This is a genomic window from Serratia sp. SSNIH1 (assembly GCF_002935055.1).
GTDB lineage: Bacteria > Pseudomonadota > Gammaproteobacteria > Enterobacterales > Enterobacteriaceae > Serratia > Serratia nevei.
This window is the reverse complement of record NZ_CP026383.1, coordinates 4500199-4523599: the sequence shown is the minus strand read 5'-3', so window position 1 is coordinate 4523599 and position 23401 is coordinate 4500199. Positions and strand designations below refer to the sequence as shown.

Sequence of the window (23401 nt, the reverse complement as noted above, 5' to 3'; positions counted from 1 at the left end):
TTTTTTGTCTCCGGACTACGCCTGCGGCAGGCGCGGCATCCAGTCGATCGGCGTGAGTCCTTGCTGCTCCAGCAGCTGATTGGCCTGCGAGAAGTGGCGGCAGCCGAGGAAACCGCGGTGCGCGGAGAGCGGCGACGGGTGCGGCGCTTTCAGCACATGGTGGCGGTTGCGGTCGATAAAGTTGCCTTTCTTCTGCGCGTGCGAGCCCCACAGCAGGAACACCACGCCTTCGCGGTTCTCGTTCAGGGCGGCAATCACCTTATCGGTAAAGGTTTCCCAGCCCAGGTTGGCGTGCGAGTGCGCGCGGCCGCCTTCCACCGTCAGCACGGTGTTGAGCAGCAGCACCCCCTGTTCGGCCCAGCTTTGCAGGTAGCCGTGATCCGGGCGCTCGAAACCGGGAATGTCGGCCGCCAGCTCTTTATACATGTTCACCAGCGACGGCGGCGCCGGTACGCCGGGGCGCACCGAGAAAGAGAGGCCGTGCGCCTGATTGGGGCCGTGATACGGATCCTGGCCGAGAATGACGACCTTGACGTCCGCCAGCTCGGTATAGCGGAAAGCGTTGAACACGTCCTTCTGCGGTGGATAAATGGTCTTACCGGCCTGGCGTTCAGCGGCAACAAAGGCGAGCGTTTCAACAAAATAGGGCTGCTCTTTCTCTTTGCCGATCACGTCATGCCAGGTGAGGGAGGTGGCCATAAACGCTCTCCTTTGTTTTCTTTAGCAATTCATGGGCTATAGCTTACCGTGTCGGCACGCGCAGCGAAACCCGCTTTTCATTTCTCGCCGCCGTGTCTTATGCAATTATTTTTGAAAATTTACAAAAATAATTGGTTTTTTCCGCAGCGGGAAAATTGATATAAAACATAAATTTGCCCCTTCACGCTCTGTGCCTACCCGGTAAAAATTGACTTTAATCAAGGAACTGGCCCGGTCAGGCTGGTATACAGAACAACAAGACAACAATGGTTTTACCAAATGGCCGAAACCAGAATTGGGTTTTCTCACGACGTGAATTTTTACGCCCTTGTACGGAGGCAACATAATGATTACCGGTATTCAAATTACCAAAGCGAATGACCAGGCGCTGGTGAATTCTTTCTGGCTGCTGGACGATGAAAAAGCGGAAGCTCGCTGCGTGTGCGCCAAGGCCAACTACGCGGAAGATCAGGTTGTCGCGGTGAGCGACCTGGGCCAGATCGAATACCGTGAAGTGCCGCTGGAAATGCAGCCGACCGTGCGCGTGGAAGGCGGTCAGCACCTGAACGTCAACGTGCTGCGTCGCGAAACACTGGAAGACGCGGTCAAGCATCCGGAAAAATACCCGCAGCTGACCATCCGCGTGTCCGGCTATGCGGTGCGTTTCAATTCCCTGACGCCGGAACAGCAACGCGACGTTATCGCCCGCACCTTTACCGAAAGCCTGTAATCGGCGGCGCAGTCAATCAGGGAGCTTCGGCTCCCTTTTTTGTGCTTGATGGCCGAAAACTGAAGGCGGATCACATTCTGCACAAAGATAAGCATTCCTGATACAGAACTCATCCGACCTGCCGATAGCTAAATCAGCACCTATTCAGGTGCTAAATAAAAAAGTCTATCGACAAGGAGTCGGCATGAGTATGCCTTTAAGTTTTACCTCTGCAGTATCCCCGGTGGCCGCGATCCCTACACCTCGCGCCGCTGCCGAAACGGCGACGGCATCGCAGCCTGCGGCAGCGCCGGCAAATCCGGCGCCGGTAGCCACCCCTTCTCAGAATACGCTGAACGCGCAGAACCTGTTGAATACGCTGGTCGGCGATATCTCCGCGGCGGCGCCGACGGCGGTTGCGCCGGGCGTGACCCGGGGGCAGCAATCTCAGGAAGGCGATTATGCGTTGGCGCTGTTGGCCAAGGACGTTTACTCACTCAATGGCCAAGGTGCTGCCGGGTTCAACCGCCTGAGCGATAGCGCGCTGCTCGGTTTCGGCATCGATCCCGCCAGCCTGCACGACGCGGGCAGCGGTTTCCAGGCTGGGATTTACAGCAACGACAAGCAGTATGTGTTGGCGTTCGCCGGCACCAACGACTGGCGCGACTGGCTGAGCAACGTGCGGCAGGCGACGGGCTATGACGATGTGCAGTACAATCAGGCGGTTGCCGCAGCCAAAAGCGCCAAGGCGGCCTTCGGCGATGCGCTGGTGATCGCCGGCCATTCGCTTGGCGGTGGTCTGGCGGCCACCGCCGCGCTGGCGACCGGCACCGTCGCGGTCACCTTCAACGCGGCCGGGGTGTCGGATTACACCCTGAATCGTCTGGGCATCGATCCGGCGGCGGCGAAGAAAGATGCCGAAGCCGGCGGCATTCGCCGCTACAGCGAGCAATATGACATGCTGACCAGCACCCAGGAATCGACCTCGCTGATCCCGGACGCCATTGGCCACAACATCACCCTGGCCAATAACGATACTCTGACCGGCATCGATGACTGGCGGCCGAGCAAGCATCTGGATCGCAGCCTGACGGCACACGGCATCGACAAGGTGATAAGTTCGATGGCGGAACAAAAGCCGTGGGAGGCGAAGGCCAATGCCTGAAGGACGTCGCTTGCGGTGGGCGCTGGCGATAGCCTTACTGGCGCTGGTCGCGGTGACCGGTTTACTGATGATGGCTAAGGAGCAACAGATGGGGCAGGAGATTTCGCCGTTTGACGGCCACAGCAATCTGGCGCTGGCTCAGGCGGTGGCGCGCGGCGATACACAGGGTATCCATGCGCAGGCCACGCAGGATCGCTTACGCGAACGGGGCGATCGGCAGGTCACGCTGTTGCAGTGGGCGGTGCTTTCGCAGCAGCCGGGTAGCGTGCAGGCGTTGCTGGATCTCGGCGCCGACCCGGCGGCGGCAGGGCTGGACGGCAACAGCGCGCTGCACACCGCGGCGATGCTGCAAGACGCGCAGTACCTGCGGTTGTTGCTGGCCAAAGGGGCGCTGGTGAACGTGCGTAATGCCGTTACCGGCGCCACGCCGCTCGCGGCGGCGGTGCTGGCCGGGCGTGAGGAGCAGCTGCGGCTGTTGCTGGCGGCCGGGGCGGACACCACGTTGAGCGATCGGCTGGGAGATACTCCGCTGCATCTGGCGGCGAAGATTAACGCGCCGCACCTGGCGCTGCTGCTGTTGCAGGCCGGGGCCGATGCCCGGGCGCGCAACCAGCAGGGCGTCGCGTTCCAGTTTTATTTCTCGCAAACGCCGGCGCATTTGCAGAATGACGAGCTGAAGGCGCAGTTCCGCGAGCTGGATAAATGGCTGCAGGGGCACCGCCTGGCCACGCACTACGGGCAGCCGTAAACGCCCATAAAAAAACCGCCTGTAAAGGCGGTTTTTTCTTAGGCGGCGGTGGTTATTCCGCGTCGCCGGCCGGTTTGGCCTTCGCCTGACGGCGTTTGCCGACGTTTTTGGCGTCGCGATGGCGCACTTTTACCTTGGCCTTTTCTTTGTTCTTCGCCTTGTCTTCCGCGCGTTTGGCCAGCACTTTCTTCGATGGCTTGCCGTTGCTCTTCTCGTTCGGCACCTTGGTTTTCGGCCGCAGTTCGTCGATCACGCGTGCTTTCAGCGGCTCGTTCAGGTAACGGCCCACTTTGCCCAGCAGCAGATGGTCGTGCGCTTCCACCAGCGAAATGGCGGTGCCTTTGCGCCCGGCACGGCCGGTACGGCCGATGCGGTGTAGGTAGGTGTCCGCCGTGCGCGGCATGTCGAAGTTGAACACGTGGGTGATATCGAGGATATCCAGACCGCGTGCGGCAACGTCGGTGGCGACCAGCACGTTAACCCGGCCATCCATCATGCGTTTGACCGCTTCGTTGCGTTTGGCTTGCACCATTTCGCCTTCGAGATAGCAGGTGTTGATGCCCGCTTCGCGCAGCCAGGTGGCCAGCTCGTGCACGCGCTCGCGTTTGCGCACGAAGATCACCGATTTCTGCACGTCCGACTGCTTCAGCAGGTGGATCAGCAGCGCGGTTTTGTGCTGCACGTCATCAGCGCGGTAGTACCACTGCAGGATCTTTTTGCGTTCGCGGCGCGACGGATCGGCTTCCACTTCCACCGGCTCTTTCAGGATGCGCTCGGCGAATTCGCGGATCGCTTCGCCTTCCAGCGTGGCGGAGAACAGCAGCGTCTGGTTGCGCCAGCGGGTTTCGGCGGAGATGGTTTCGATGTCCTGCGCGAAGCCCATGTCGAGCATGCGGTCGGCTTCGTCGAGGATCAGGGTTTCCACCGCGCGGCAGTCGAAGTTCTCTTCTTTAATGTATTGCAGCAAACGGCCGGTGGTGGCGACCACCACGTCCTGGTTTTCGCTGAACACTTCCGCGTGGTTCATGTAAGCGACGCCGCCGGTGATGGTGGCGATATCCAGCGAGGTATGAGCAGCCAACTCACGCGCCTGATCGGCCACTTGCATCGCTAACTCACGCGTCGGGGTAAGGATCAGTACGCGTGGCGGACCGGATTTCTTGCGTGGGAAGTCCAGCAGGTGCTGCAACACGGGCAGCAAGAAGGCGGCGGTTTTGCCGGTGCCGGTCGGAGCCGAACCTAAGACGTCGCGCCCGTCCATCGCCGGCGGGATCGCTTCGGCTTGAATAGCGGTGGGGCGATCGTAGCCTTTATCGCGCAGTGCGAGTACCAGGCGTTCATCGAGTTCGAGTTCGGAAAAAGTGGTTGCTGTCATGGTCTACCTCTACTTGGGGCGCCGATTATAGACGGGTTGGCCGCGATCTTCACCTATTTAAGCGGAAAGCCGCTCTTTTCCCGCCGATCAGATTGCCTTATGCTACGCCAGTTTTATAGCCAGGTGGTGAGTGTGAGCAAGCGATCGAAAGCCGATTTTACCCCGCGCCGCGGGGGTTTTACCTTTAAACAATTCTTTGTCGCCCACGATCGTTGCGCCATGAAAGTGGGCACCGACGGGGTGCTACTCGGCGCCTGGGCGCCGCTGGGGCAAGCGCGTCGGGTGCTGGACATCGGCAGCGGCAGCGGGCTGATCGCGCTGATGCTGGCGCAGCGCAGCGGCGACGAGGTGACCGTCGATGCGGTGGAGCTGGATGACGCCGCCGCCGGCCAGGCGCGCGAAAACGCAGCGGAATCGCCGTGGCCGCAGCGGATCCGCGTGCATGCGCAGGATATTCACCATTATGCGCAGCAGCATGCCGCTGAGTATGATCTGATCGTCAGCAATCCGCCTTATTTCGAGCCGGCGGTGGCCTGCCGCGACCAGGCGCGCCACAACGCGCGCTACACCGAAACCCTGACGCACGATGCGCTGTTGGCCTGTGCGGCACAGCTGCTGGCGGAACAGGGAACGTTCTGCGTGGTGCTGCCGCACGACATCGGCGCCGAATTCGAACGTCTGGCGCAGCAAAACGGCTGGCAGACGGCGGCGAAGGTGAACGTCAGCGATCGGGCCGATACGCCGTTGCATCGGGTGCTGCTGGCGCTGACGCGGCGGGAAACGCCGCTGCGGGAGCAGGCGCTGGCGATCAAACAGGCCGATGGCAGCTACACCGATGATTTCCGTCGGTTGATCGCCGACTTCTACCTGTTCTACTGAAAAGAAAAGGGCGCCGATTAGGCGCCCTGTCGCAGAGGTTAAGGCTGCAAAATGGTCGGCAGCGCTTCCGGCAGCAGGTCCGGATAGTCCAGCGTGTAGTGTAGGCCGCGGCTCTCTTTGCGCGCCATGGCGCTGCGCACGATAAGCTCGGCCACCTGCACCAAATTGCGCAGCTCCAGCAGGTTGTTGGAGATGCGGAAGTGAGCGTAGTACTCGTCGATTTCCGCCTGCAGCGTGTTGATGCGGCGCAGTGCGCGCTCCAGCCGCTTGGTGGTGCGCACGATGCCGACGTAATCCCACATGAACAGCCGCAGCTCGTGCCAGTTGTGCTGAATCACCACCCGTTCGTCCGCATCGTCCACCCGGCTTTCATCCCAGTGCGGCACCTGTTTGGCCTGCTGAATAAACGGCAGGCGCTGCAGAATGTCTTCCGCCGCCGACCAACCGTATACCAGGCACTCCAGCAGCGAATTCGACGCCATGCGGTTGGCACCGTGCAGACCGGTATAGCTGACCTCACCGATGGCGTACAGCCCGTCGAGATCGGTGCGGCCGTGCTGATCGACCATCACGCCGCCGCAGGTGTAGTGCGCCGCCGGGACGATCGGGATCGGCTGTCGGGTCAGATCGAAGCCCAGCGTCAGCAGCTTCTCGTGGATCATCGGGAAGTGCTGGGTGATGAACTCCGCCGGCTTGTGGCTGATGTCCAGGTACATGCAGTCGGCGCCCAGACGCTTCATTTCATGGTCGATGGCGCGGGCGACGATATCGCGCGGGGCCAGTTCGCCGCGCGGGTCAAAATCGGGCATAAAGCGGCTGCCGTCCGGGCGCTTCAGGTAAGCCCCTTCGCCGCGCAGCGCTTCGGTCAGCAGGAAGTTGCGCGCCTGCGGATGGAACAGGCAGGTCGGGTGGAACTGGTTGAACTCGAGGTTGGCGACCCGGCAACCGGCGCGCCAGGCCATGGCGATGCCGTCGCCGGAGGAGATGTCCGGGTTGGTGGTGTATTGGTATACCTTGGCCGCGCCGCCGGTCGCCAGCACCACCGTTTTGGCGCGATAGGTTTCCACCCGCTCCAGCTCGCGGTTCCAGACGTAAGCGCCCACCACTCGGCGGGTGCCCGGCAGGCCGATTTTGTTCGAGGTGATGAGGTCAACCGCGTTGCGGCGCTCCATCACGCAAATATTGGGGTGAGCGCTTGCTTTCCCCACCAGCGTGGTCTCTACTTCCTTACCGGTCGCGTCCGCGGCGTGCAGGATGCGGCGATGGCTGTGGCCGCCTTCGCGCGTGAGGTGATAATGCGCCTCGCCCTGCGCGTTGACCTCGGTGTCGAACAGCACGCCCTGATCGATCAGCCACTGCACGCAGTGGCGCGCGTTGCCGGCGATGAATTCGACGGCCTCTTTGTCGCACAGGCCGGCGCCGGCAATCAAAGTGTCATCAACGTGTGAGGCAATGCTGTCCGTCTCATCGAACACCGCGGCGATCCCGCCTTGGGCGTAAAAGGTGGCGCCCTCGCTGAGCGGCCCCTTGCTGAGAACGGTAACCTTGCAATGCTGCGCCAGGCGCAGCGCCAGTGACAGGCCCGCAGCGCCGCTGCCGACGATCAGTACATCGCTAACATGTTCAGATGATGGTTGCATAACGTATGATGTGTGCAGAAGAAGAGTGAATTTCATGTTAGCCTAACTGTCCGGGCAAAAGCCACGGATAGGGTGACATCAACAGAAAAAACAATGGCGATATGGAACTTCGTGTTCTATATGAACTCCAAGCGAGTGCTTGCTCAGGAAAATAATGTATGGCTGGCAGTACAATTTTACGCGTGGAGACGGATTTGGGGAGAGTTTACCTCGGATGAGCGAGCAGTTAACGGATCAAGTTCTGGTCGAGCGGGTCCAAAAGGGCGATCAGAAATCGTTTAACCTACTGGTAGTGCGCTATCAGCATAAGGTGGCGAGTCTCGTTTCCCGCTATGTGCCGCAGGGCGATGTGCCCGATGTGGTGCAGGAGTCGTTTATCAAGGCCTATCGCGCACTGGAGTCGTTCCGTGGCGACAGCGCTTTTTATACCTGGTTGTATCGAATCGCCGTGAACACGGCAAAGAATTATCTGGTTGCTCAGGGGCGCCGTCCGCCATCCAGTGATGTGGACGCCAACGATGCGGAAAATTACGAAAGTGCGGGCGCACTGAAAGAAATTTCGAACCCTGAGAACTTAATGTTGTCAGAAGAGCTGAGACAGATAGTTTTCCGTACCATTGAGTCTCTCCCTGAGGATCTTCGCATGGCGATTACCCTGCGGGAGTTGGATGGTCTAAGCTACGAAGAGATAGCCGCCATCATGGATTGCCCGGTCGGAACCGTACGTTCGCGTATTTTCCGCGCCCGGGAAGCTATCGATAATAAAGTTCAACCGCTGATCCAGCGTTAGCAATGGCGGGCACAGGAAGGGTACTTAGGCATGCAGAAAGAAAAGCTTTCCGCTCTGATGGATGGTGAATCGTTCGACAGCGAGCTGTTGAGTTCTCTGTCGCAAGATCGAACGCTTCAGCAAAGCTGGCAGAGCTATCACCTGATACGTGACACACTGCGGGGTGATATCGGACAAGTGATGCATTTCGATATCGCCGATCGCGTCGCCGCTGCACTTGAGAAAGAACCTGCCCGGCTGGTGCCTTCCGCCGTTCAGGAATCTCAGCCGCAGCCTCACACCTGGCAGAAAATGCCGTTCTGGGACAAAGTGCGTCCTTGGGCGAGCCAGATTACGCAAATCGGTATGGCGGCCTGCGTGTCGCTGGCGGTGATCGTCGGCGTACAGCACTATAACCAACCTGCTGCGTCATCGAACGCGTCCGAATCGCCGGCCTTCACCACGCTGCCGATTATGGGCCAGGCTTCACCGGTCAGCCTGGGCGTCCCGGCCGACAGCTTCTCCACCGGCAGCGGCCAACAGCAGCAGGTGCAGGAACAGCGCAAGCGTATCAACGCCATGCTGCAGGACTATGAACTGCAACGTCGCCTGCATTCGGATCAGCTGCAGCTTGAACAAAGCAATCCGCAACAGGCTGCCATTCAGGTTCCCGGAACTCAGTCTTTAGGAATGCAACAGCAGTAATGAAGCAAATCTGGTTCTCCGTTTGTTTATTGACGGGCAGCCTGCTCTATTCCAGCATCGCCCCGGCGCAGCCGACTGCGTCCGGGGCGTTATTGCAACAGATGAGCAGCGCCAGCCGTTCTCTCAATTACGAGCTCGCCTATATCAGCATCAGCAAGCAGGGAATCGAGTCGTTGCGCTATCGCCATGCGGTGATCGGCAACGTGCCGCTCGGTCAGCTGTTGCACATGGATGGCCCGCGCCGCGAAGTATTGCAGCGCGGCGGCGGGATCAGCTACTTCGAGCCTGGCCTGGAGCCGTTCACGCTCACCGGCGATCACATCGTCGATGCGCTGCCGGCGATCGTCTATGCCGATTTCACCCGTCTGGCCAAGTACTACGACTTCATCTCCGTGGGCAGCACCCGCATCGCCGATCGGCCGTGTGAAGTGCTGCGCGTGGTGGCGCGCGACGGTTCCCGCTACAGCTACATCGTCTGGATGGACGAGGACACCAAGCTGCCGCTGCGGGTGGATCTGCTCGATCGCGACGGCGAAACGCTGGAGCAATATCGGGTGATCTCCTTCGCGGTCGGCGCCGAGGTGCAGGGCGCGATGCAGGGGCTGCTCAAGGCCAACCTGCCGCCGCTGCTGTCGCTGCCGGCGGTGGAGAACGTCCAGCTCAGCTGGAGCACCGGCTGGCTGCCGGCCGGGGTGGACGAGGTGGCGCGCAATCGTCGCAAATTGCCAAACGTTGCCGTGCCGGTCGAATCCCGGCTTTACAGCGACGGTCTGTTCAGCTTCTCGGTCAACGTCAGCCCGGCGGGCAGCGGAGCCGGGCAGCAATACTACCGTCAGGGGCGCCGCACCATTCAGACCGAAGTACGCTCGGGCAACGAAATCACTATCGTGGGCGAATTGCCGCCGGCTACGGCCAAGCGCATCGCCGACAGCATTTCTTTCAAGGTATCGCCGTAATGATGAAAGAGTGGGCCACGGTGGTTTCGTGGCAACAGGGCGTAGCGCTGCTGCGCTGTGAACCCAAGGCCGGCTGCGGCAGCTGTACCGCGCGCTCCGGCTGCGGCGCGCGCGCGTTGAACGAGCTGGTGCCGGAAACCGAGCATCAGCTGCAGGTGCATATCGATCAGCCGCTTGAACCGGGGCAGCGCGTCGAGGTCGGCATTGCGGAAGGCAGCTTGCTGCGCTCCGCCATGCTGGTTTACTTAACGCCGCTGCTGGGCATGATGTTGGGCGGCACGTTGCTGCAATACTGTTTCGGCAGCGACGCTTCGGCGGCAGTCGGCGCCGTGCTGGGCGGCGGGGCGGCCTTTATGCTGGCGCGCCGGTTGGCCCGGCGTCTGGGCGAGCAGGCCGAGTACCAGCCGGTGGTGCTGCAGATTGGGTTGCCGCCTACCGCGATGCGCATGCAGGCGGAAAACTCCCCGCTGATTTAAACCGACGGCCGCGTCATCGCCGGGTTGTGATAGGCGGGGATGCGGTTGTGGATCATATGCTCCAACAGCGCGATGAACAGATCGGCGCTGAGCAGCGAATCGTAGTTAATCGCAAACAGCACATTTCCCTGGCCGTCGAGCAAACGGATGCCGCGCTGCGGATGGTTTTCCACCGCACGGATCTGCTCGAGCGGCACGTTTCCCCTTTCCGTGGCCAGCAAGGTGGCGCTTAGCCGCAGCGTTTCGGTCGGCGTACCTTGCCGTTTGCCCAGCAGCAGCTGCCACAGCCAGCGTGCGTCGCCCTCAACGGTGTGAAACGGCACCACCTCCCCTTGATAGAGCGCATTCAATGCCAGCGGCCCGCGCTGCTGCAGCTGTTGGTCAACGATCATGTCCGCCAGCCGCCACGAATGGGCGACGTTGCTGAAAACCGTACACCAGGGCTGATCCGCGCCGGCGCGGAACGCCGTGACGTCAAACAGCCCGCCAAAAGCTTTGCCGCCGCGAAAGCGATAGATGTCGCCGATCTTCTCAAACGGAATGAAGCGCTCTTTGTGATGGTGGCCGTCAAAGACCCGCACGCCATGCTCGTACAGGCGATAGGTCAGCGCCGGGCGCAGATAATGCCGCAGCGCCAGCAGCGTACAGCCGAGTAAAACCGTGCCCGCGCCGGCCTGCAACAGCGTGATGACTTCGCTCTCATCAATGCTGCTCAGCAGCGGCAGCACCAACAGCGCGGCCCCCACGCTAAACAGCAGCGCCGCCGCCGCCAGAATGCCCCAGTTGACCTTCGAAAAATCGTGTCGGCTCAGCATTTGCCCTTTATCGATCATATGCACCTTCCAATCAACGTACGCAGATATGCTGCTGAACCCCGGTGGGCTGCCGATGTCGTGCCCGGAATAATGTTTTGTCGCGGAGTTCACGCCCTTTCTATCCGAGGGGCGGTGGTGGCGTATATGGGGTTTTTCCTAAAGGCAGAGGGGCGAAATGGAATTCTAAGAGGTTGATCCAAATATTCTTTTCTTATAATTTCGGAGAGGGTTTATTGCGCTGCGGCCGGTTATGTATTAGCGCCGGAGTTTGACGGCCACGAAGCACCTGCAAGCCTTGGGTTCAGGCCGTATCGTCCGCGTTAACATCTGTTTTCACCCGCCGGGGTGCCCTGTAACATTTAGCTGCGCATAATAGAATGCCTTCACTGCACCGATCGCTAGGTTTTCAGTGGTGTGGCATGTAGAATGCAGCGATTCAGGTGCAAGACGGCCTAACCCATTCACTGTCGCTTTAGGTCCATGCGGGTTTCTATAGGCGAGTAATTCAGAAATACCAAGGCAGAAAAACTTTTATAATGAAGCATATACGAAATTTCTCCATTATTGCCCATATTGACCACGGTAAGTCGACGCTGTCTGACCGCATTATCCAAATCTGCGGTGGCTTGTCCGACCGTGAAATGGCCGCGCAGGTGCTCGATTCCATGGATCTGGAGCGCGAGCGCGGCATCACCATCAAAGCGCAGAGCGTGACGCTGGATTATAAGGCGCTGGATGGGCAGACCTATCAACTCAACTTTATCGACACCCCCGGCCACGTTGACTTCTCCTATGAAGTTTCCCGCTCGCTGGCGGCCTGCGAAGGCGCGCTGCTGGTGGTGGATGCCGGTCAGGGCGTAGAAGCCCAGACGCTGGCCAACTGCTACACCGCGATCGAAATGGATCTGGAAGTGGTGCCGGTACTGAACAAGATTGACCTGCCGGCCGCCGATCCGGATCGCGCCGCGCAGGAAATCGAAGACATTGTCGGCATCGACGCTACCGATGCGGTACGCTGCTCGGCCAAAACCGGCGTCGGCGTGCCTGACGTGCTGGAGCGCCTGGTGCGCGACATCCCGCCGCCGCAGGGCGATCCGGATGCGCCGCTGCAGGCGCTGATCATTGACTCCTGGTTCGATAACTACCTGGGCGTCGTGTCTCTGGTGCGCGTCAAGAACGGCACGCTGCGCAAGGGCGACAAGATCAAGGTCATGAGCACCGGCCAGGTGTACAACGCCGATCGCCTGGGCATCTTCACGCCGAAGCAGGTCGATCGCGATGTGCTGAACTGCGGCGAAGTGGGTTGGCTGGTCTGTGCGATCAAAGACATCCTCGGCGCGCCGGTGGGCGATACCCTGACGCAGGCGCGTCAGCCGGCGGATAAAGCGCTGCCGGGCTTCAAGAAAGTGAAGCCGCAGGTATACGCCGGTCTGTTCCCGATCAGCTCCGACGACTATGAATCCTTCCGCGATGCGCTGGGCAAACTGAGCCTCAACGACGCCTCCCTGTTCTACGAACCGGAAAGCTCCACCGCGCTGGGCTTCGGCTTCCGCTGCGGCTTCCTCGGCCTGCTGCACATGGAGATCATTCAGGAGCGTCTGGAGCGTGAATACGATCTGGATCTGATCACCACCGCGCCGACGGTAGTCTACGAAGTGGAAACCACCGGCAAAGAAGTGATCTACGTCGACAGCCCGTCCAAGCTGCCGCCGTTGAACAATATCCAGGAACTGCGCGAGCCGATCGCCGAATGTCACATGCTGATGCCGCAGGAATACCTGGGCAACGTCATCACCCTGTGCGTTGAGAAACGCGGCGTGCAGACCAACATGGTCTACCACGGCAACCAGGTGGCATTGACCTATGAAATCCCGATGGCGGAAGTGGTGCTCGACTTCTTCGATCGCCTGAAGTCCACGTCGCGCGGCTATGCGTCGCTGGATTACAACTTCAAGCGCTTCCAGGCTTCCGACATGGTGCGCGTGGACGTGCTGATCAACAACGAGCGCGTGGATGCGCTGGCGCTGATCACCCACCGCGACAACTCGCAGTACCGCGGCCGTGAACTGGTGGAGAAGATGAAAGAGCTGATCCCGCGTCAGCAGTTCGACATCGCGATTCAGGCGGCGATCGGCACCCACATCATCGCGCGTTCCACCGTGAAGCAGTTGCGTAAAAACGTGCTGGCAAAATGCTACGGCGGTGACGTCAGCCGTAAGAAAAAGCTGCTGCAGAAACAGAAAGACGGTAAGAAACGCATGAAGCAGGTCGGCAACGTCGAGCTGCCGCAGGAAGCGTTCCTGGCCATTCTGCACGTCGGTAAAGACGGCAAGTAACCGCGACGAGTTCGCGAAACGAGGGAGTTTGCATGGCGAATATGTTTGCCCTGATCCTGGCGTTGGCCACCCTGGTCACCGGGATCATCTGGTGCTTCGAGCGCTTTAAATGGGCGCCGGCCCGCCGCGCGAAGATCGCGGCGGTCAACGAGCAGACCGCGGGCGCCGTAGACGATAAAACGTTGGCGAAAGTGGCGAAGCAGCCTGGTTGGGTAGAGACTGGCGCATCGGTGTTCCCGGTGCTGTTGCTGGTCTTTGTGGTGCGTTCGTTTATTTACGAACCGTTCCAGATCCCGTCCGGCTCAATGATGCCGACGCTGTTGATTGGCGATTTCATTCTGGTGGAGAAATATGCCTACGGCATTAAAGATCCGATTACCCAGACCACGCTCATTGAAACCGGCCATCCGAAGCGCGGCGATATTGCGGTATTTAAATATCCGCTGGATCCGAAGCTCGATTATATCAAGCGCGTAATTGGCCTGCCGGGCGATCGTATTACTTACGATCCGGTGAATAAGCGCGTCACGGTGCAGCCGTCCTGCAACAGCGGGCAGTCCTGCGATACCGCGCTGGCGGTGACCTACGCGGACGCCCAGCCGAGCGACTTCGTGCAGCTGTTCAGCCGCAGCGGCATGGGCGAGGCCAGCAACGGCTTCTACCAAATCCCGCTGAACGACAACGTGCCGCAGGGCGGCATTCGTCTGCGCGAGCGTCAGGAGAGCCTGGGCAACGTGACCCACCGCATCCTGACCGTGCCGGGCACGCAGGATCAGGTGGGCGCTTACTACCAACAGCCGGGCAAACCGCTGGCGGAGTGGGTGGTGCCGGCCGGGCATTACTTCATGATGGGCGACAACCGCGACAACAGCGCGGACAGCCGCTACTGGGGCTTTGTGCCGGAGAAGAATCTGGTGGGTAAAGCCACGGCCATCTGGATGAGCTTTGAAAAGCAGGAAGGCGAGTGGCCTACCGGCGTGCGTTTCAGCCGGATCGGCGGCATTCATTAATCGCTGACTTATTCTCTGTCTATTTCACGCCGCAGCCTACTGCGGCGTGAAAGATTAAGGGGATATAAACACAGCATTATGTTTCCACTCGTTGTAGAATAGTTCCTCGAGCGATAAAAAGTTGGCTCCTGCTGGGAGCCACTGCAAACGAAACAGCTTTGGATCGGCTTTCGGCGAAGCAGGCCTGTTCCGTATGCTGCAAGTTTTTGACGCATTCTTGATCTATTGGTAACTCATGAACCCCATCGTAATAAACAGGCTGCAGCGGAAGCTGGGCTACACTTTTCAACAGCAGGAGCTTTTACTGCAGGCTTTGACTCACCGCAGCGCCAGCAGTAAACACAATGAACGTCTTGAGTTTCTGGGTGACTCGATTCTGAGCTTTGTCATCGCCAATGCGCTCTATCACCGCTTTCCTCGCGTAGACGAGGGCGACATGAGCCGCATGCGCGCCACGCTGGTGCGCGGCAACACGCTGGCGGAGATGGCGCGCGAGTTTGACCTGGGCGAATGTCTGCGGCTGGGGCCGGGCGAATTGAAAAGTGGTGGGTTCCGCCGCGAGTCAATCCTGGCTGATACGGTGGAGGCATTGATCGGCGGCGTGTTCCTGGACAGCGACATCCAGACCGTCGAGCGTCTGATTTTGGACTGGTATCGCAGCCGGTTGGACGAAATCAGCCCCGGTGATAAGCAGAAAGACCCGAAAACCCGTTTGCAGGAATTTTTGCAGGGGCGTCATCTGCCGTTGCCTTCTTATTTGGTTGTGCAGGTTCGCGGTGAAGCGCACGACCAAGAGTTTACCATCCACTGCCAGGTGAGTGGTTTGAGCGAGCCCGTGGTGGGCACCGGCTCGAGCCGCCGTAAAGCCGAGCAGGCGGCAGCGGAACAAGCGCTGAAAAAGCTGGAGCTTGAATGAGCGAAGTAAAACAACACTGCGGGTTTATCGCCATCGTCGGCCGCCCGAACGTGGGCAAATCGACGTTGCTGAACCAACTGCTGGGGCAGAAGGTTTCCATTACGTCGCGTAAGCCGCAGACGACCCGTCACCGCATCATGGGCATCGACACCGATGGCGCTTATCAGGCGATCTACGTCGACACCCCTGGGCTGCACATCGAAGAAAAACGCGCCATCAACCGCTTGATGAACCGCGCGGCCAGCAGCTCGATCGGCGACGTCGAACTGGTGATCTTCGTGGTCGAAGGCACCAACTGGACCGCCGACGACGAAATGGTGGTCAACAAGCTGCGCAGCCTGCGCTGCCCGGTATTGCTGGCGATCAACAAGGTCGATAACGTCACCGACAAATCCAAGCTGTTGCCGCACATCGCGTTCCTCAGCCAGCAGATGAACTTCCTCGACGTGGTGCCTATCTCCGCCGAGAAAGGGATGAACGTTGACACCATCGCCGGCATCGTGCGCAAGCTGCTGCCGGAAGCGGAACACCACTTCCCGGAAGACTACATCACCGATCGCTCCCAGCGCTTTATGGCGTCTGAGATCATCCGCGAGAAGCTGATGCGTTTCCTGGGCGAAGAGCTGCCGTATTCGGTGACGGTAGAAATCGAACAGTTCGTGGCTAACGATCGCGGCGGCTACGATGTGCACGGCCTGATCCTGGTCGAGCGCGAAGGCCAGAAGAAAATGGTCATCGGCAACAAAGGCGCCAAGATCAAAACCATCGGCATCGAAGCACGCCAGGACATGGAACAGATGTTCGACGCCAAAGTGCATCTCGAGCTGTGGGTGAAAGTGAAATCCGGTTGGGCGGACGACGAACGTGCGCTGCGCAGCCTGGGCTATGTTGACGATCTGAAGTAACGATCCGTGGACGGCTGGGAGCGCGCTTTCGTCCTGCATGGGCGGCCGTACAGTGAAACCAGTCTGATGCTGGATTTGTTTACCGAAGGTCATGGGCGGGTGCGCTTGCTGGCGAAAGGCGCGCGCAGCCGCCGCTCCAATCTGAAGGGTTGCCTGCAGCCCTTTACTCCTCTGTTAGTGCGTTGGGGCGGCCGCGGCGAAGTGAAAACGCTGCGCAACGCCGAAGCGGTCTCCCTCGGTTTACCCCTCAGCGGCATGATGCTTTACAGCGGCCTGTACGTGAACGAACTGCTGGCGCGCGTGCTGGAGCAGGAAACCAACTACTCGGTGCTGTTCTTCGACTATCTGCAATGCCTGCAGGCGCTGGCGGCGGAAGACAGCTCGCCGGAACAGGCGCTGCGTCAGTTCGAGCTGGCCTTGCTGCACCACCTGGGCTACGGCCTCGATTTCCTGCACTGCGCCGGCAGCGGCCTGCCGGTGGATGACGCCATGACCTATCGCTATCGCGAAGAGAAAGGCTTTATCGCCAGCCTGGTGGTGGATCACTACAGCTTCACCGGGCGCGAACTGCGCGCGCTGGCGGAGCGGCAGTTTCCCGATGCCGAGACGCTGCGCGCCGCCAAGCGTTTCACCCGTATGGCGCTGAAACCCTACCTCGGCGGCAAGCCGTTGAAGAGCCGCGAACTGTTCCGCCAGTTCGTGCGCAAACAGCCGAATACGCCGGTCGACGACGCCTGACCTTTTCCCCTTTTGCCGCCCTGCGCCCGCGTGTAAACTGCTGGCACTGAAAATCGTATTTAGAGGTTGTCATGGCTGATTTGCTGCTGGGCGTCAATATCGATCACATCGCCACGTTACGTAACGCGCGCGGAACCCAATACCCGGATCCGGTTCAGGCGGCATTCATTGCCGAACAGGCGGGGGCCGACGGCATTACCGTGCATCTGCGCGAAGATCGCCGCCACATCACCGACCGCGACGTGCGCCTGCTGCGCCAGACCATCCAGACGCGCATGAATCTGGAGATGGCGGTGACCGACGAGATGCTGGACATCGCCATTGAGCTGAAGCCGCACTTCTGCTGCCTGGTGCCGGAAAAACGTGAAGAAGTGACCACCGAAGGCGGCCTGGACGTCGCCGGCCAGCTGGACAAAATGAGCGTGGCGGTTGAACGCCTGGCGCAGGCGGGCATTTTGGTCTCGCTGTTCATCGATCCCGATCATCGCCAGATCGACGCGGCGGTGGCGGTGGGCGCACCCTATATCGAGATCCACACCGGTGCCTACGCCGAAGCGCAGGGCGAGCTGGCGGTACAGGCCGAGCTGCGCCGCATCGCGGTAGCCGCCGCCTACGCGGCCGAGAAGGGGCTGAAGGTCAACGCCGGCCACGGCCTGACCTACCACAACGTGCAGCCGATTGCCGCGCTGCCGGAAATGCACGAGCTGAACATCGGCCATGCGATTATCGGCCAGGCGGTGATGTGCGGGCTGCCGGCCGCGGTTGCCGACATGAAAGTGCTGATGCGGGAAGCGCGCCGGTAATGGCGGTGCTCGGGCTGGGTACCGACATCGTTGAGATGGCGCGTATCGAAGCGGTGGTGGAGCGCAGCGGCGATCGTCTGGCGCGCCGCGTGCTGAGCGACGCCGAGTGGGCGCTGTATCAGCAGCACCAGCAGCCGATTCGCTTTCTGGCCAAACGTTTCGCCGTGAAAGAGGCCGCCGCCAAGGCGTTCGGCACCGGCATTCGCAACGGCCTGGCGTTCAATCAGTTCGAAGTGTTCAACGATGCGTTGGGCAAGCCGAATATTCGTTTGCACGGCCGTGCCGCCGAGCTCGCCGGGGAAATGGGGGTCGCCGCGATCCACGTTTCGCTGGCCGACGAACGGCGCTATGCCTGCGCGACGGTGATCGTCGAAAGTTGAAAATAGAAAGGGCGCCTGTGGCGCCCTTGTCAGTCCTGCGGCGGATTAAATGCGATCGGCGTGGTGCAGCACCACAAACTTGTCCCACAGCTGTTCGTTAGTCTCGCGATGCTGCGGATCGGTGATGATGGTGTTGTCGATCGGGCAAACCTGCTGGCAGGTCGGCGTATCATAATGGCCGACGCACTCGGTGCAGCGATCGGTATCGATCTGATAAATCTCATCGCCCATCGAAATCGCCTGGTTCGGGCATTCCGGCTCGCACATGTCGCAGTTGATGCATTTCTTGGTAATCAGCAGTGCCATTGTCAGTTATCTTTCCATCGGTGTGCTCGGGCTGGCGCGCAATCTATCATAGAATCACCGCGCGGCGGGCGTTTTTTCGTCATCTTACCGCTTAGGGTAACTCAGGTGGGTCGTCAGCCAACTGATCGAAATCAACCCTTCTCTGCCCGTCAAACACCCAGCGCTTATCGGTATCCGCCATCGTAGGCATCACCTCCGGATGGGCAACCCGTATTCCCGCCTCTTGAGCAAACAACCCGATAAAATCGAACGCGCTCAAGGGATCATCAATGATCTGGTGCTGTTGGTCGCGATCGCTCAGCACCAGCAACGGCACCTGGTAATTCTGCCGGGTATCGCCGCTGTGACGCAGAGAACGTATGCCGCCGATATCCTTATGGGAAAGACCGTGATCGGAGAAATAGAACAGTTTAAACGGCGCGCCGGTCTGTTTCAGACTTTGATAAACCTGCTCGATAAAACGATCAGTCTTGCGATAGGTAGAGAGGTAGCAGGCCAGCTCCTTATTCGGCGACTCGACGCTCGGCGGTTCGCCGTTAAGCCGCTCGCAAAAGTCGGCGTGCGAGCCCATCAGATGCAGCACATACAGGTTGCCTTGCCCTTGGCGGCTCAATAATTGGTCAAATATCGGCAGCAGTGCATCATCATCGGTGTTGCGCGATTGATAGTCGCCTTTCTTCAGGAAGTAATGGTTATCGCTGAACATGGCGATTTTTGATACCGGCGTATCGAATTGCCCGAACAGGCCCTGATTGGACAGCCAGTGGGTATTGAGGCCTGCGGCTTTTGCCAGGGTGATGATATTATCTCCGAGGGCAATGCTGTGGCCGTTGCTTAAAGCCAGCGTGCGGGGGAGCGATTCGAACGTATTCGGCGCGGTGGAAATATAATTACTGTAAAACCGTCCCTTGGCATTATCCAGAAACGGTGTAGTGGACACCGGATAACCAAATAAGGACATATGATCCCTGCGCATACTTTCGCCGACGATAATGACATAGTTCTCATTCGTTGGTGCGCCGGCGGAAAGCGACCAGCGGTTTGGTGCTGAAACGTCGGTGTTTAATTCATCAATCTGCTGTTGGTATTGATGGTAAGCCGAATAAGTGGATAAAAAGAAGTTAGACAATCTAAGATTACTCACCCCACCGCTGAATGCTCTGACGATAATAATCACCGTAAGCAGGGCCAATGCGGTCAATATTGTTTTCTTTGACAGGGGGTATCGCCAAATAAATCGACCGAGAATGACCGGCGTAACCAGAATGGCGATAGGCAACAGATAACAGCTGACCGGGAGGGTTTGCAAAAACTCCCTTGCCTCTATCGGGTTGGATTGCAGCAGGGCTGACACCACGACGGCTGATGGGGAACCGTATATGGCCCCGACCGGCGCATACAGCGCGCACAGCAGAATAAACGGAATAATCAGGCCGTAACGGGTAAGCGAATGGATAGATAATAATAGCAAGATAAGTGCAATAAAAAGAATATCAATGCCTTTTCCACCGCTGTATCCCATCGCTTTGATCAATATCAAAGCAATAATGGCGTAAAATAAAAAAGTGCGCAGGGTCGGGTGAGCCACGGAGTGCCGCAACTTATCTAAAATAACAGTGTGTGTATTCATAATGGTATCGTTAAATAATGCTGTCCATGCATGCTCAATTATTGATCGATAATTGAGCGAGTCACCGTCCGCATATTATTTTTCGAATGCAGAGAAGGAAAATAATTGAGCTGGCGGCGTTTTATCGGCCGCCATTATACGCCTCAAACCAACTTTTTCATTAACTGTTCGCTGTGCTTGATGCGGTCGCGGGCATGATCGAGATCGTGTTGAATCAGCGCCATAAACAGCAGATCGGTGAGAGCGTACTGGGCCGTGCTGGAAGAGATGGCCGCGCTGCGGGTGTGGGGCTCTTCGGCGATGGTGTAGAGGCAGTGATCCGCGCGCTGCTGCAGGCCGTTGGGAGAGAAGCTGGTCAGCGCCAACACCCTGGCGCCGGCCTGGCGCGCCTCTTCCGCCGCCAGATTGATTTCACGCCGTTCGCCGCTGAAGGAGATAGCCAGCAGCAGATCGCGTTTGTCCAGCGCCTGCACCGCCGCCAGCTGAACGTGCATGTCCGCCTCGGCCACCGCCATCACGCCGATTTTCAGCAGCTTGAAGGAAAAATCCTTGGCCACCAGCCCGGAAGCGCCGATGCCGATCAGCATCACCCGGCGCGCCTGGCGCAGCATGTCCAGCGCCTGATGCAGTCGCTCTTCGCTGTTGATGTCCAGCGTCGCGCGCAGCGCCGCCTGCTTTTCCGCCAATAGCTTTTCACCGACGGTTTTCAGCGTGTCGCTGCTGAGGATGTGGTTGTGAACGGTCACTACCGGTTCGGCCTGCGGCTGGGCCAGCGTCTCGCTCAGCGCCAGCTTCAGCGCCGGGAAACCTTTATAGCCCAGCTTTTGGGCGAACTTCACCACGCTCGACTGGCTGATGCCGGCCAGCTGTGCCAGCTTTTGCGAGCTGAGATGGCGTGCCTGCTCGGCGTTGTTCAGCAAAAAATCCGCCAGCTTGCGGTCGTTTTGCGCCAGTGTCGGATACATCTGGCGAATGCGCAGAAGGGTACTCATTGATCTTTCCCTGGAAACCAGCGGCCATTTTGCCATGCAGGCGGCGAAAACGCGCGGTGAAAATTTTTGTGAGCTCGCCGTTAAAATAGCAAATAGCGCTCGCTTTGTTGAATAAAATATTCAAATATTGATTTAATTTTGTGAATTAAAAATTCAAAGGTGAACAGATGAACTTAGGCGCACTGGTATCGGAAACCCGCAACCCGGCCACCATGGGGCTGGATGAGATGTCGACGCTGGAGATGGTCCGCTGCTTTAACCAGGAAGACCGCAAGGTGCCGGAGGCGATCGAAAAGGTGCTGCCGGCGATCGCGCAGGCGGTCGATTTGGCCGCGGCGGCGTTGAAGGCCGGTGGGCGGCTGATTTATTTGGGCGCCGGCACCAGCGGCCGCCTGGGCGTGCTGGATGCCTCCGAGTGCCCGCCGACCTTCGGCGTGCCGCACGGCGTGGTGGTGGGGCTGATCGCCGGCGGGCCGGGCGCGTTGCTTAAAGCGGTGGAAGGGGCGGAAGACGACGAAGCTTTGGGCGAAGCCGATCTCCGGGCGCTGAACCTCACCGCCGTCGATATGGTGGTGGGGTTGGCGGCCTCCGGGCGCACGCCTTATGTGATTGGCGCACTGCGCTATGCGCGCGGGCTGGGCTGCCCGACGGCGGCCATCTCCTGCAACCCGGATTCGCCGATCGCGCACGAAGCGCAGGTGGCGATCTCGCCGGTGGTGGGGCCGGAGGCCCTGACCGGCTCGACGCGCCTGAAATCCGGCACTGCGCAGAAGCTGGTGCTCAACATGCTGTCGACTGGCGCGATGGTCAAGCTGGGCAAGGTTTACCAGAACCTGATGGTGGACGTGAAGGCCACCAACGTCAAACTGGTGGATCGCGCTTGCCGCATCGTGGTGGAGGCGACCGGCGCCGAACGCGCTCAGGCGGAGGCAGCGCTGGCGCAGACCGGCTTCGAAGTCAAACCGGCGATCCTGATGATTTTAGCCGGCGTCAGCGCTGCAGAGGCGCAGCAGCGGCTGCAGCGGCACGACGGCTACCTGCGCGCGGCGCTGGCGCGTTAATTCACGGTGGGGGCGGCGATGGACAAGACAACGGCATTGGCGACACAGATCCTGGCGGGCGTGGGGGGCGAGGGTAATATCCTCAAACTGGAGAACTGCATGACGCGGGTGCGCGTCGAGGTCAGCGACGAGCAGCGCCTGGATCTGGCCGCCCTCAGGCAGCTGCCCGGCGTGAAGGGCTATATCAAACAGGGTGAGCAGCATCAGTTTATCGTCGGCCCAGGCGCCGCCGCCAAGGTGGTGGACGCCATGCGCGAATTGCTGGGCGGTAGCGCGCAGCCCGTCGTCGCCGTCGGTGACGCGGCCCGCACCAAGGTGCAGGCCAAGCAAAAATACGCTGCGCCGATGAGCGGCGCGCTGAAAAAACTGGCCGATGTCTTTATTCCGTTGATCCCGGCGTTTATCGCCTCGGGCCTGATCACCGGCATCATCAACCTGCTGAAACGGCCCGACATCGCCGGCCAGCTGGCGGTGGACTACCCGAACGTGCTGGGGCTGTTGGCGATCTTCGGCAGCGCGGTGTTCGCCATCATGAACATTTTGGTCGGGGTCAACGCCGCGCGGGTATTCGGCGGCTCTCAGGCGATGGGCGGCGTCATGGCCGGCATTCTCTCCAGCCCGGCGCTGGCGCAGATCACGTTGTTCGGCGAGGCGTTGCAGCCGGGGCGCGGCGGGGTGATCGCCGTGCTGCTGGTGGTGGCGTTGATGTGCTGGGTGGAGAAACGCCTGCGCACGCTGCTGCCGGAGTCGGTCGAACTGATCCTTAACCCACTGCTGACCACGCTGGTCACCGCCTCGCTGGCGATCCTGATTCTGCAGCCGATCGGCGGCATTATCTCCGACGCCATCGCCCACGGCGCCAATCTGGCGATCGACAAGGGCGGGCTGCTGGTGGGAGCGCTGCTCTCGGGGCTGTTCCTGCCGCTGGTGCTCTCCGGTCTGCATCAGGGGCTGGTACCGATCCACGTCGAGCTGGTGCAGGCGCACGGTTCCAACCCGCTGCTGCCGATCCTGGCGATGGCCGGCGTCGGGCAGGTGGGGGCGGCGCTGGCGGTGCTGTTGAAAACCCGCAATGCGCGGCTGAAAAAGGTGATCAAAGGGGCGTTGCCGGTCGGCATTCTCGGCATCGGCGAGCCGCTGATCTTCGGGGTGACGCTGCCGCTGGGCCGGCCGTTTATCGGCGCCTGCCTCGGCGGTGCGGTCGGCGGAGCGCTTATCAGCTACTGGAAGGTGGCGACGGTGATCACCTTCGGCATTTCGGGGCTGCCTTTGGCGTTGACCATCGTCTCAGGTAAGGTGATGTTGTATCTGGCGGGGATGCTGATTACGATTATCGCCGGTTTTCTCTTCACCTGGATGATGGGGTTCAACGATCCCGAGGAGTAGCG

At 59.9% G+C, this 23401-nt stretch carries 24 protein-coding genes; 17 read left to right on the top strand and 7 right to left on the bottom strand.

Features of this window, described 5'->3' with window-relative positions:
- Positions 1-15 precede the first annotated feature (15 nt).
- Positions 16-699, bottom strand: a complete 684-nt coding sequence (gene ung, locus C3F38_RS21805; protein ID WP_055317291.1) for a uracil-DNA glycosylase — start codon at positions 697-699, stop codon at positions 16-18.
- A gap of 346 nt (positions 700-1045) precedes the next feature.
- On the opposite strand from ung, the gene grcA reads away from it, so the two are divergent.
- The 3 genes from grcA (at position 1046) to C3F38_RS21790 (ending at position 3321) form a co-directional block, all read left to right on the top strand.
- Entirely contained in the window at positions 1046-1429 is a 384-nt protein-coding gene (gene grcA / locus C3F38_RS21800; protein WP_004929114.1) for an autonomous glycyl radical cofactor GrcA, read from the top strand.
- Between the two features lie 184 nt (positions 1430-1613).
- On the top strand, positions 1614-2573 hold the full coding sequence (locus C3F38_RS21795) for a DUF2974 domain-containing protein (protein ID WP_033644128.1): 960 nt from the start codon (positions 1614-1616) through the stop codon (positions 2571-2573).
- Positions 2566-3321 carry an ankyrin repeat domain-containing protein gene (locus C3F38_RS21790; protein WP_047730057.1) on the top strand — a complete coding sequence of 252 codons (756 nt, stop codon included), beginning with the start codon at positions 2566-2568 and terminating at the stop codon, positions 3319-3321. The genes C3F38_RS21795 and C3F38_RS21790 overlap by 8 nt, the downstream gene beginning before the upstream one ends.
- Positions 3322-3373: 52 nt before the next feature.
- On the opposite strand, the gene srmB is transcribed toward C3F38_RS21790, so the two are convergent.
- A complete protein-coding gene (gene srmB / locus C3F38_RS21785) occupies positions 3374-4696 on the bottom strand; it encodes an ATP-dependent RNA helicase SrmB (protein WP_038870822.1) in 1323 nt (440 codons plus the stop codon).
- Positions 4697-4795: 99 nt separating this feature from the next.
- On the opposite strand from srmB, the gene C3F38_RS21780 reads away from it, so the two are divergent.
- Positions 4796-5575: a tRNA1(Val) (adenine(37)-N6)-methyltransferase gene (locus C3F38_RS21780; protein WP_038870825.1), complete on the top strand. Its 780-nt coding sequence runs from the start codon at positions 4796-4798 to the stop codon at positions 5573-5575.
- A 38-nt stretch (positions 5576-5613) separates the two neighbouring features.
- On the opposite strand, the gene nadB is transcribed toward C3F38_RS21780, so the two are convergent.
- Positions 5614-7215 (bottom strand): L-aspartate oxidase, encoded by a 1602-nt coding sequence (gene nadB, locus C3F38_RS21775; protein WP_016929796.1) that lies wholly within the window; start codon positions 7213-7215, stop codon positions 5614-5616.
- Between the two features lie 214 nt (positions 7216-7429).
- On the opposite strand from nadB, the gene rpoE reads away from it, so the two are divergent.
- Genes rpoE through rseC form a run of 4 tightly spaced genes read left to right on the top strand, consistent with a single transcriptional unit; the run spans position 7430 to position 10121 of the window.
- Positions 7430-8005, top strand: a complete 576-nt coding sequence (gene rpoE / locus C3F38_RS21770) for an RNA polymerase sigma factor RpoE (protein WP_004929136.1) — start codon at positions 7430-7432, stop codon at positions 8003-8005.
- A 30-nt stretch (positions 8006-8035) separates the two neighbouring features.
- The gene (gene rseA / locus C3F38_RS21765) at positions 8036-8689 is read left to right on the top strand and encodes an anti-sigma-E factor RseA (RefSeq protein WP_038870829.1); all 654 of its coding nucleotides are present in this window, start codon (positions 8036-8038) and stop codon (positions 8687-8689) included.
- A complete protein-coding gene (gene rseB, locus C3F38_RS21760) occupies positions 8689-9645 on the top strand; it encodes a sigma-E factor regulatory protein RseB (protein ID WP_038870833.1) in 957 nt (318 codons plus the stop codon). The genes rseA and rseB overlap by 1 nt, the downstream gene beginning before the upstream one ends.
- Positions 9645-10121, top strand: coding sequence for a SoxR-reducing system protein RseC (gene rseC / locus C3F38_RS21755; RefSeq protein WP_038870836.1), 477 nt, complete (start codon positions 9645-9647; stop codon positions 10119-10121). The genes rseB and rseC overlap by 1 nt, the downstream gene beginning before the upstream one ends.
- On the opposite strand, the gene C3F38_RS21750 is transcribed toward rseC, so the two are convergent.
- Complete coding sequence (locus C3F38_RS21750; RefSeq protein WP_055316267.1) at positions 10118-10954, bottom strand: hypothetical protein; 837 nt, start codon at positions 10952-10954, stop codon at positions 10118-10120. The two genes, rseC and C3F38_RS21750, sit on opposite strands and share 4 nt — an antisense overlap.
- Before the next feature lie 518 nt (positions 10955-11472).
- Between C3F38_RS21750 and lepA the strand changes: the two genes are divergently transcribed.
- The 7 genes from lepA (at position 11473) to acpS (ending at position 18024) form a co-directional block, all read left to right on the top strand.
- On the top strand, positions 11473-13272 hold the full coding sequence (gene lepA, locus C3F38_RS21745) for a translation elongation factor 4 (protein ID WP_038870842.1): 1800 nt from the start codon (positions 11473-11475) through the stop codon (positions 13270-13272).
- A 32-nt stretch (positions 13273-13304) separates the two neighbouring features.
- On the top strand, positions 13305-14282 hold the full coding sequence (gene lepB, locus C3F38_RS21740) for a signal peptidase I (protein WP_033644122.1): 978 nt from the start codon (positions 13305-13307) through the stop codon (positions 14280-14282).
- A 235-nt stretch (positions 14283-14517) separates the two neighbouring features.
- A complete protein-coding gene (gene rnc, locus C3F38_RS21735; RefSeq protein ID WP_004929158.1) occupies positions 14518-15198 on the top strand; it encodes a ribonuclease III in 681 nt (226 codons plus the stop codon).
- Positions 15195-16103 (top strand): GTPase Era, encoded by a 909-nt coding sequence (era, locus tag C3F38_RS21730; protein ID WP_004929162.1) that lies wholly within the window; start codon positions 15195-15197, stop codon positions 16101-16103. Before rnc ends, era begins: the two co-directional genes overlap by 4 nt.
- A gap of 6 nt (positions 16104-16109) precedes the next feature.
- On the top strand, positions 16110-16841 hold the full coding sequence (gene recO, locus C3F38_RS21725; RefSeq protein ID WP_004929165.1) for a DNA repair protein RecO: 732 nt from the start codon (positions 16110-16112) through the stop codon (positions 16839-16841).
- Between the two features lie 71 nt (positions 16842-16912).
- A complete protein-coding gene (pdxJ, locus tag C3F38_RS21720) occupies positions 16913-17644 on the top strand; it encodes a pyridoxine 5'-phosphate synthase (RefSeq protein ID WP_047730060.1) in 732 nt (243 codons plus the stop codon).
- A complete protein-coding gene (gene acpS, locus C3F38_RS21715) occupies positions 17644-18024 on the top strand; it encodes a holo-ACP synthase (protein ID WP_019452319.1) in 381 nt (126 codons plus the stop codon). Before pdxJ ends, acpS begins: the two co-directional genes overlap by 1 nt.
- 45 nt (positions 18025-18069) lie before the next feature.
- Here the strand turns inward: acpS and C3F38_RS21710 are convergent, their stop codons facing one another.
- From C3F38_RS21710 to C3F38_RS21700, 3 genes are all read right to left on the bottom strand, one after another.
- A complete protein-coding gene (locus C3F38_RS21710) occupies positions 18070-18330 on the bottom strand; it encodes a YfhL family 4Fe-4S dicluster ferredoxin (protein ID WP_033635622.1) in 261 nt (86 codons plus the stop codon).
- Positions 18331-18421: 91 nt separating this feature from the next.
- Complete coding sequence (locus tag C3F38_RS21705) at positions 18422-19960, bottom strand: phosphoethanolamine transferase (protein ID WP_190272378.1); 1539 nt, start codon at positions 19958-19960, stop codon at positions 18422-18424.
- A gap of 143 nt (positions 19961-20103) precedes the next feature.
- Entirely contained in the window at positions 20104-20952 is an 849-nt protein-coding gene (locus C3F38_RS21700; protein ID WP_033654299.1) for a MurR/RpiR family transcriptional regulator, read from the bottom strand.
- Positions 20953-21119: 167 nt separating this feature from the next.
- Here C3F38_RS21700 and murQ point away from each other — a divergent pair, with 167 nt between their 5' ends.
- Both murQ and C3F38_RS21690 read left to right on the top strand, forming a co-directional pair.
- On the top strand, positions 21120-22013 hold the full coding sequence (gene murQ, locus C3F38_RS21695) for an N-acetylmuramic acid 6-phosphate etherase (RefSeq protein ID WP_055316268.1): 894 nt from the start codon (positions 21120-21122) through the stop codon (positions 22011-22013).
- Between the two features lie 18 nt (positions 22014-22031).
- Entirely contained in the window at positions 22032-23399 is a 1368-nt protein-coding gene (locus tag C3F38_RS21690) for a PTS transporter subunit EIIC (protein ID WP_038870853.1), read from the top strand.
- Positions 23400-23401 lie beyond the last annotated feature (2 nt).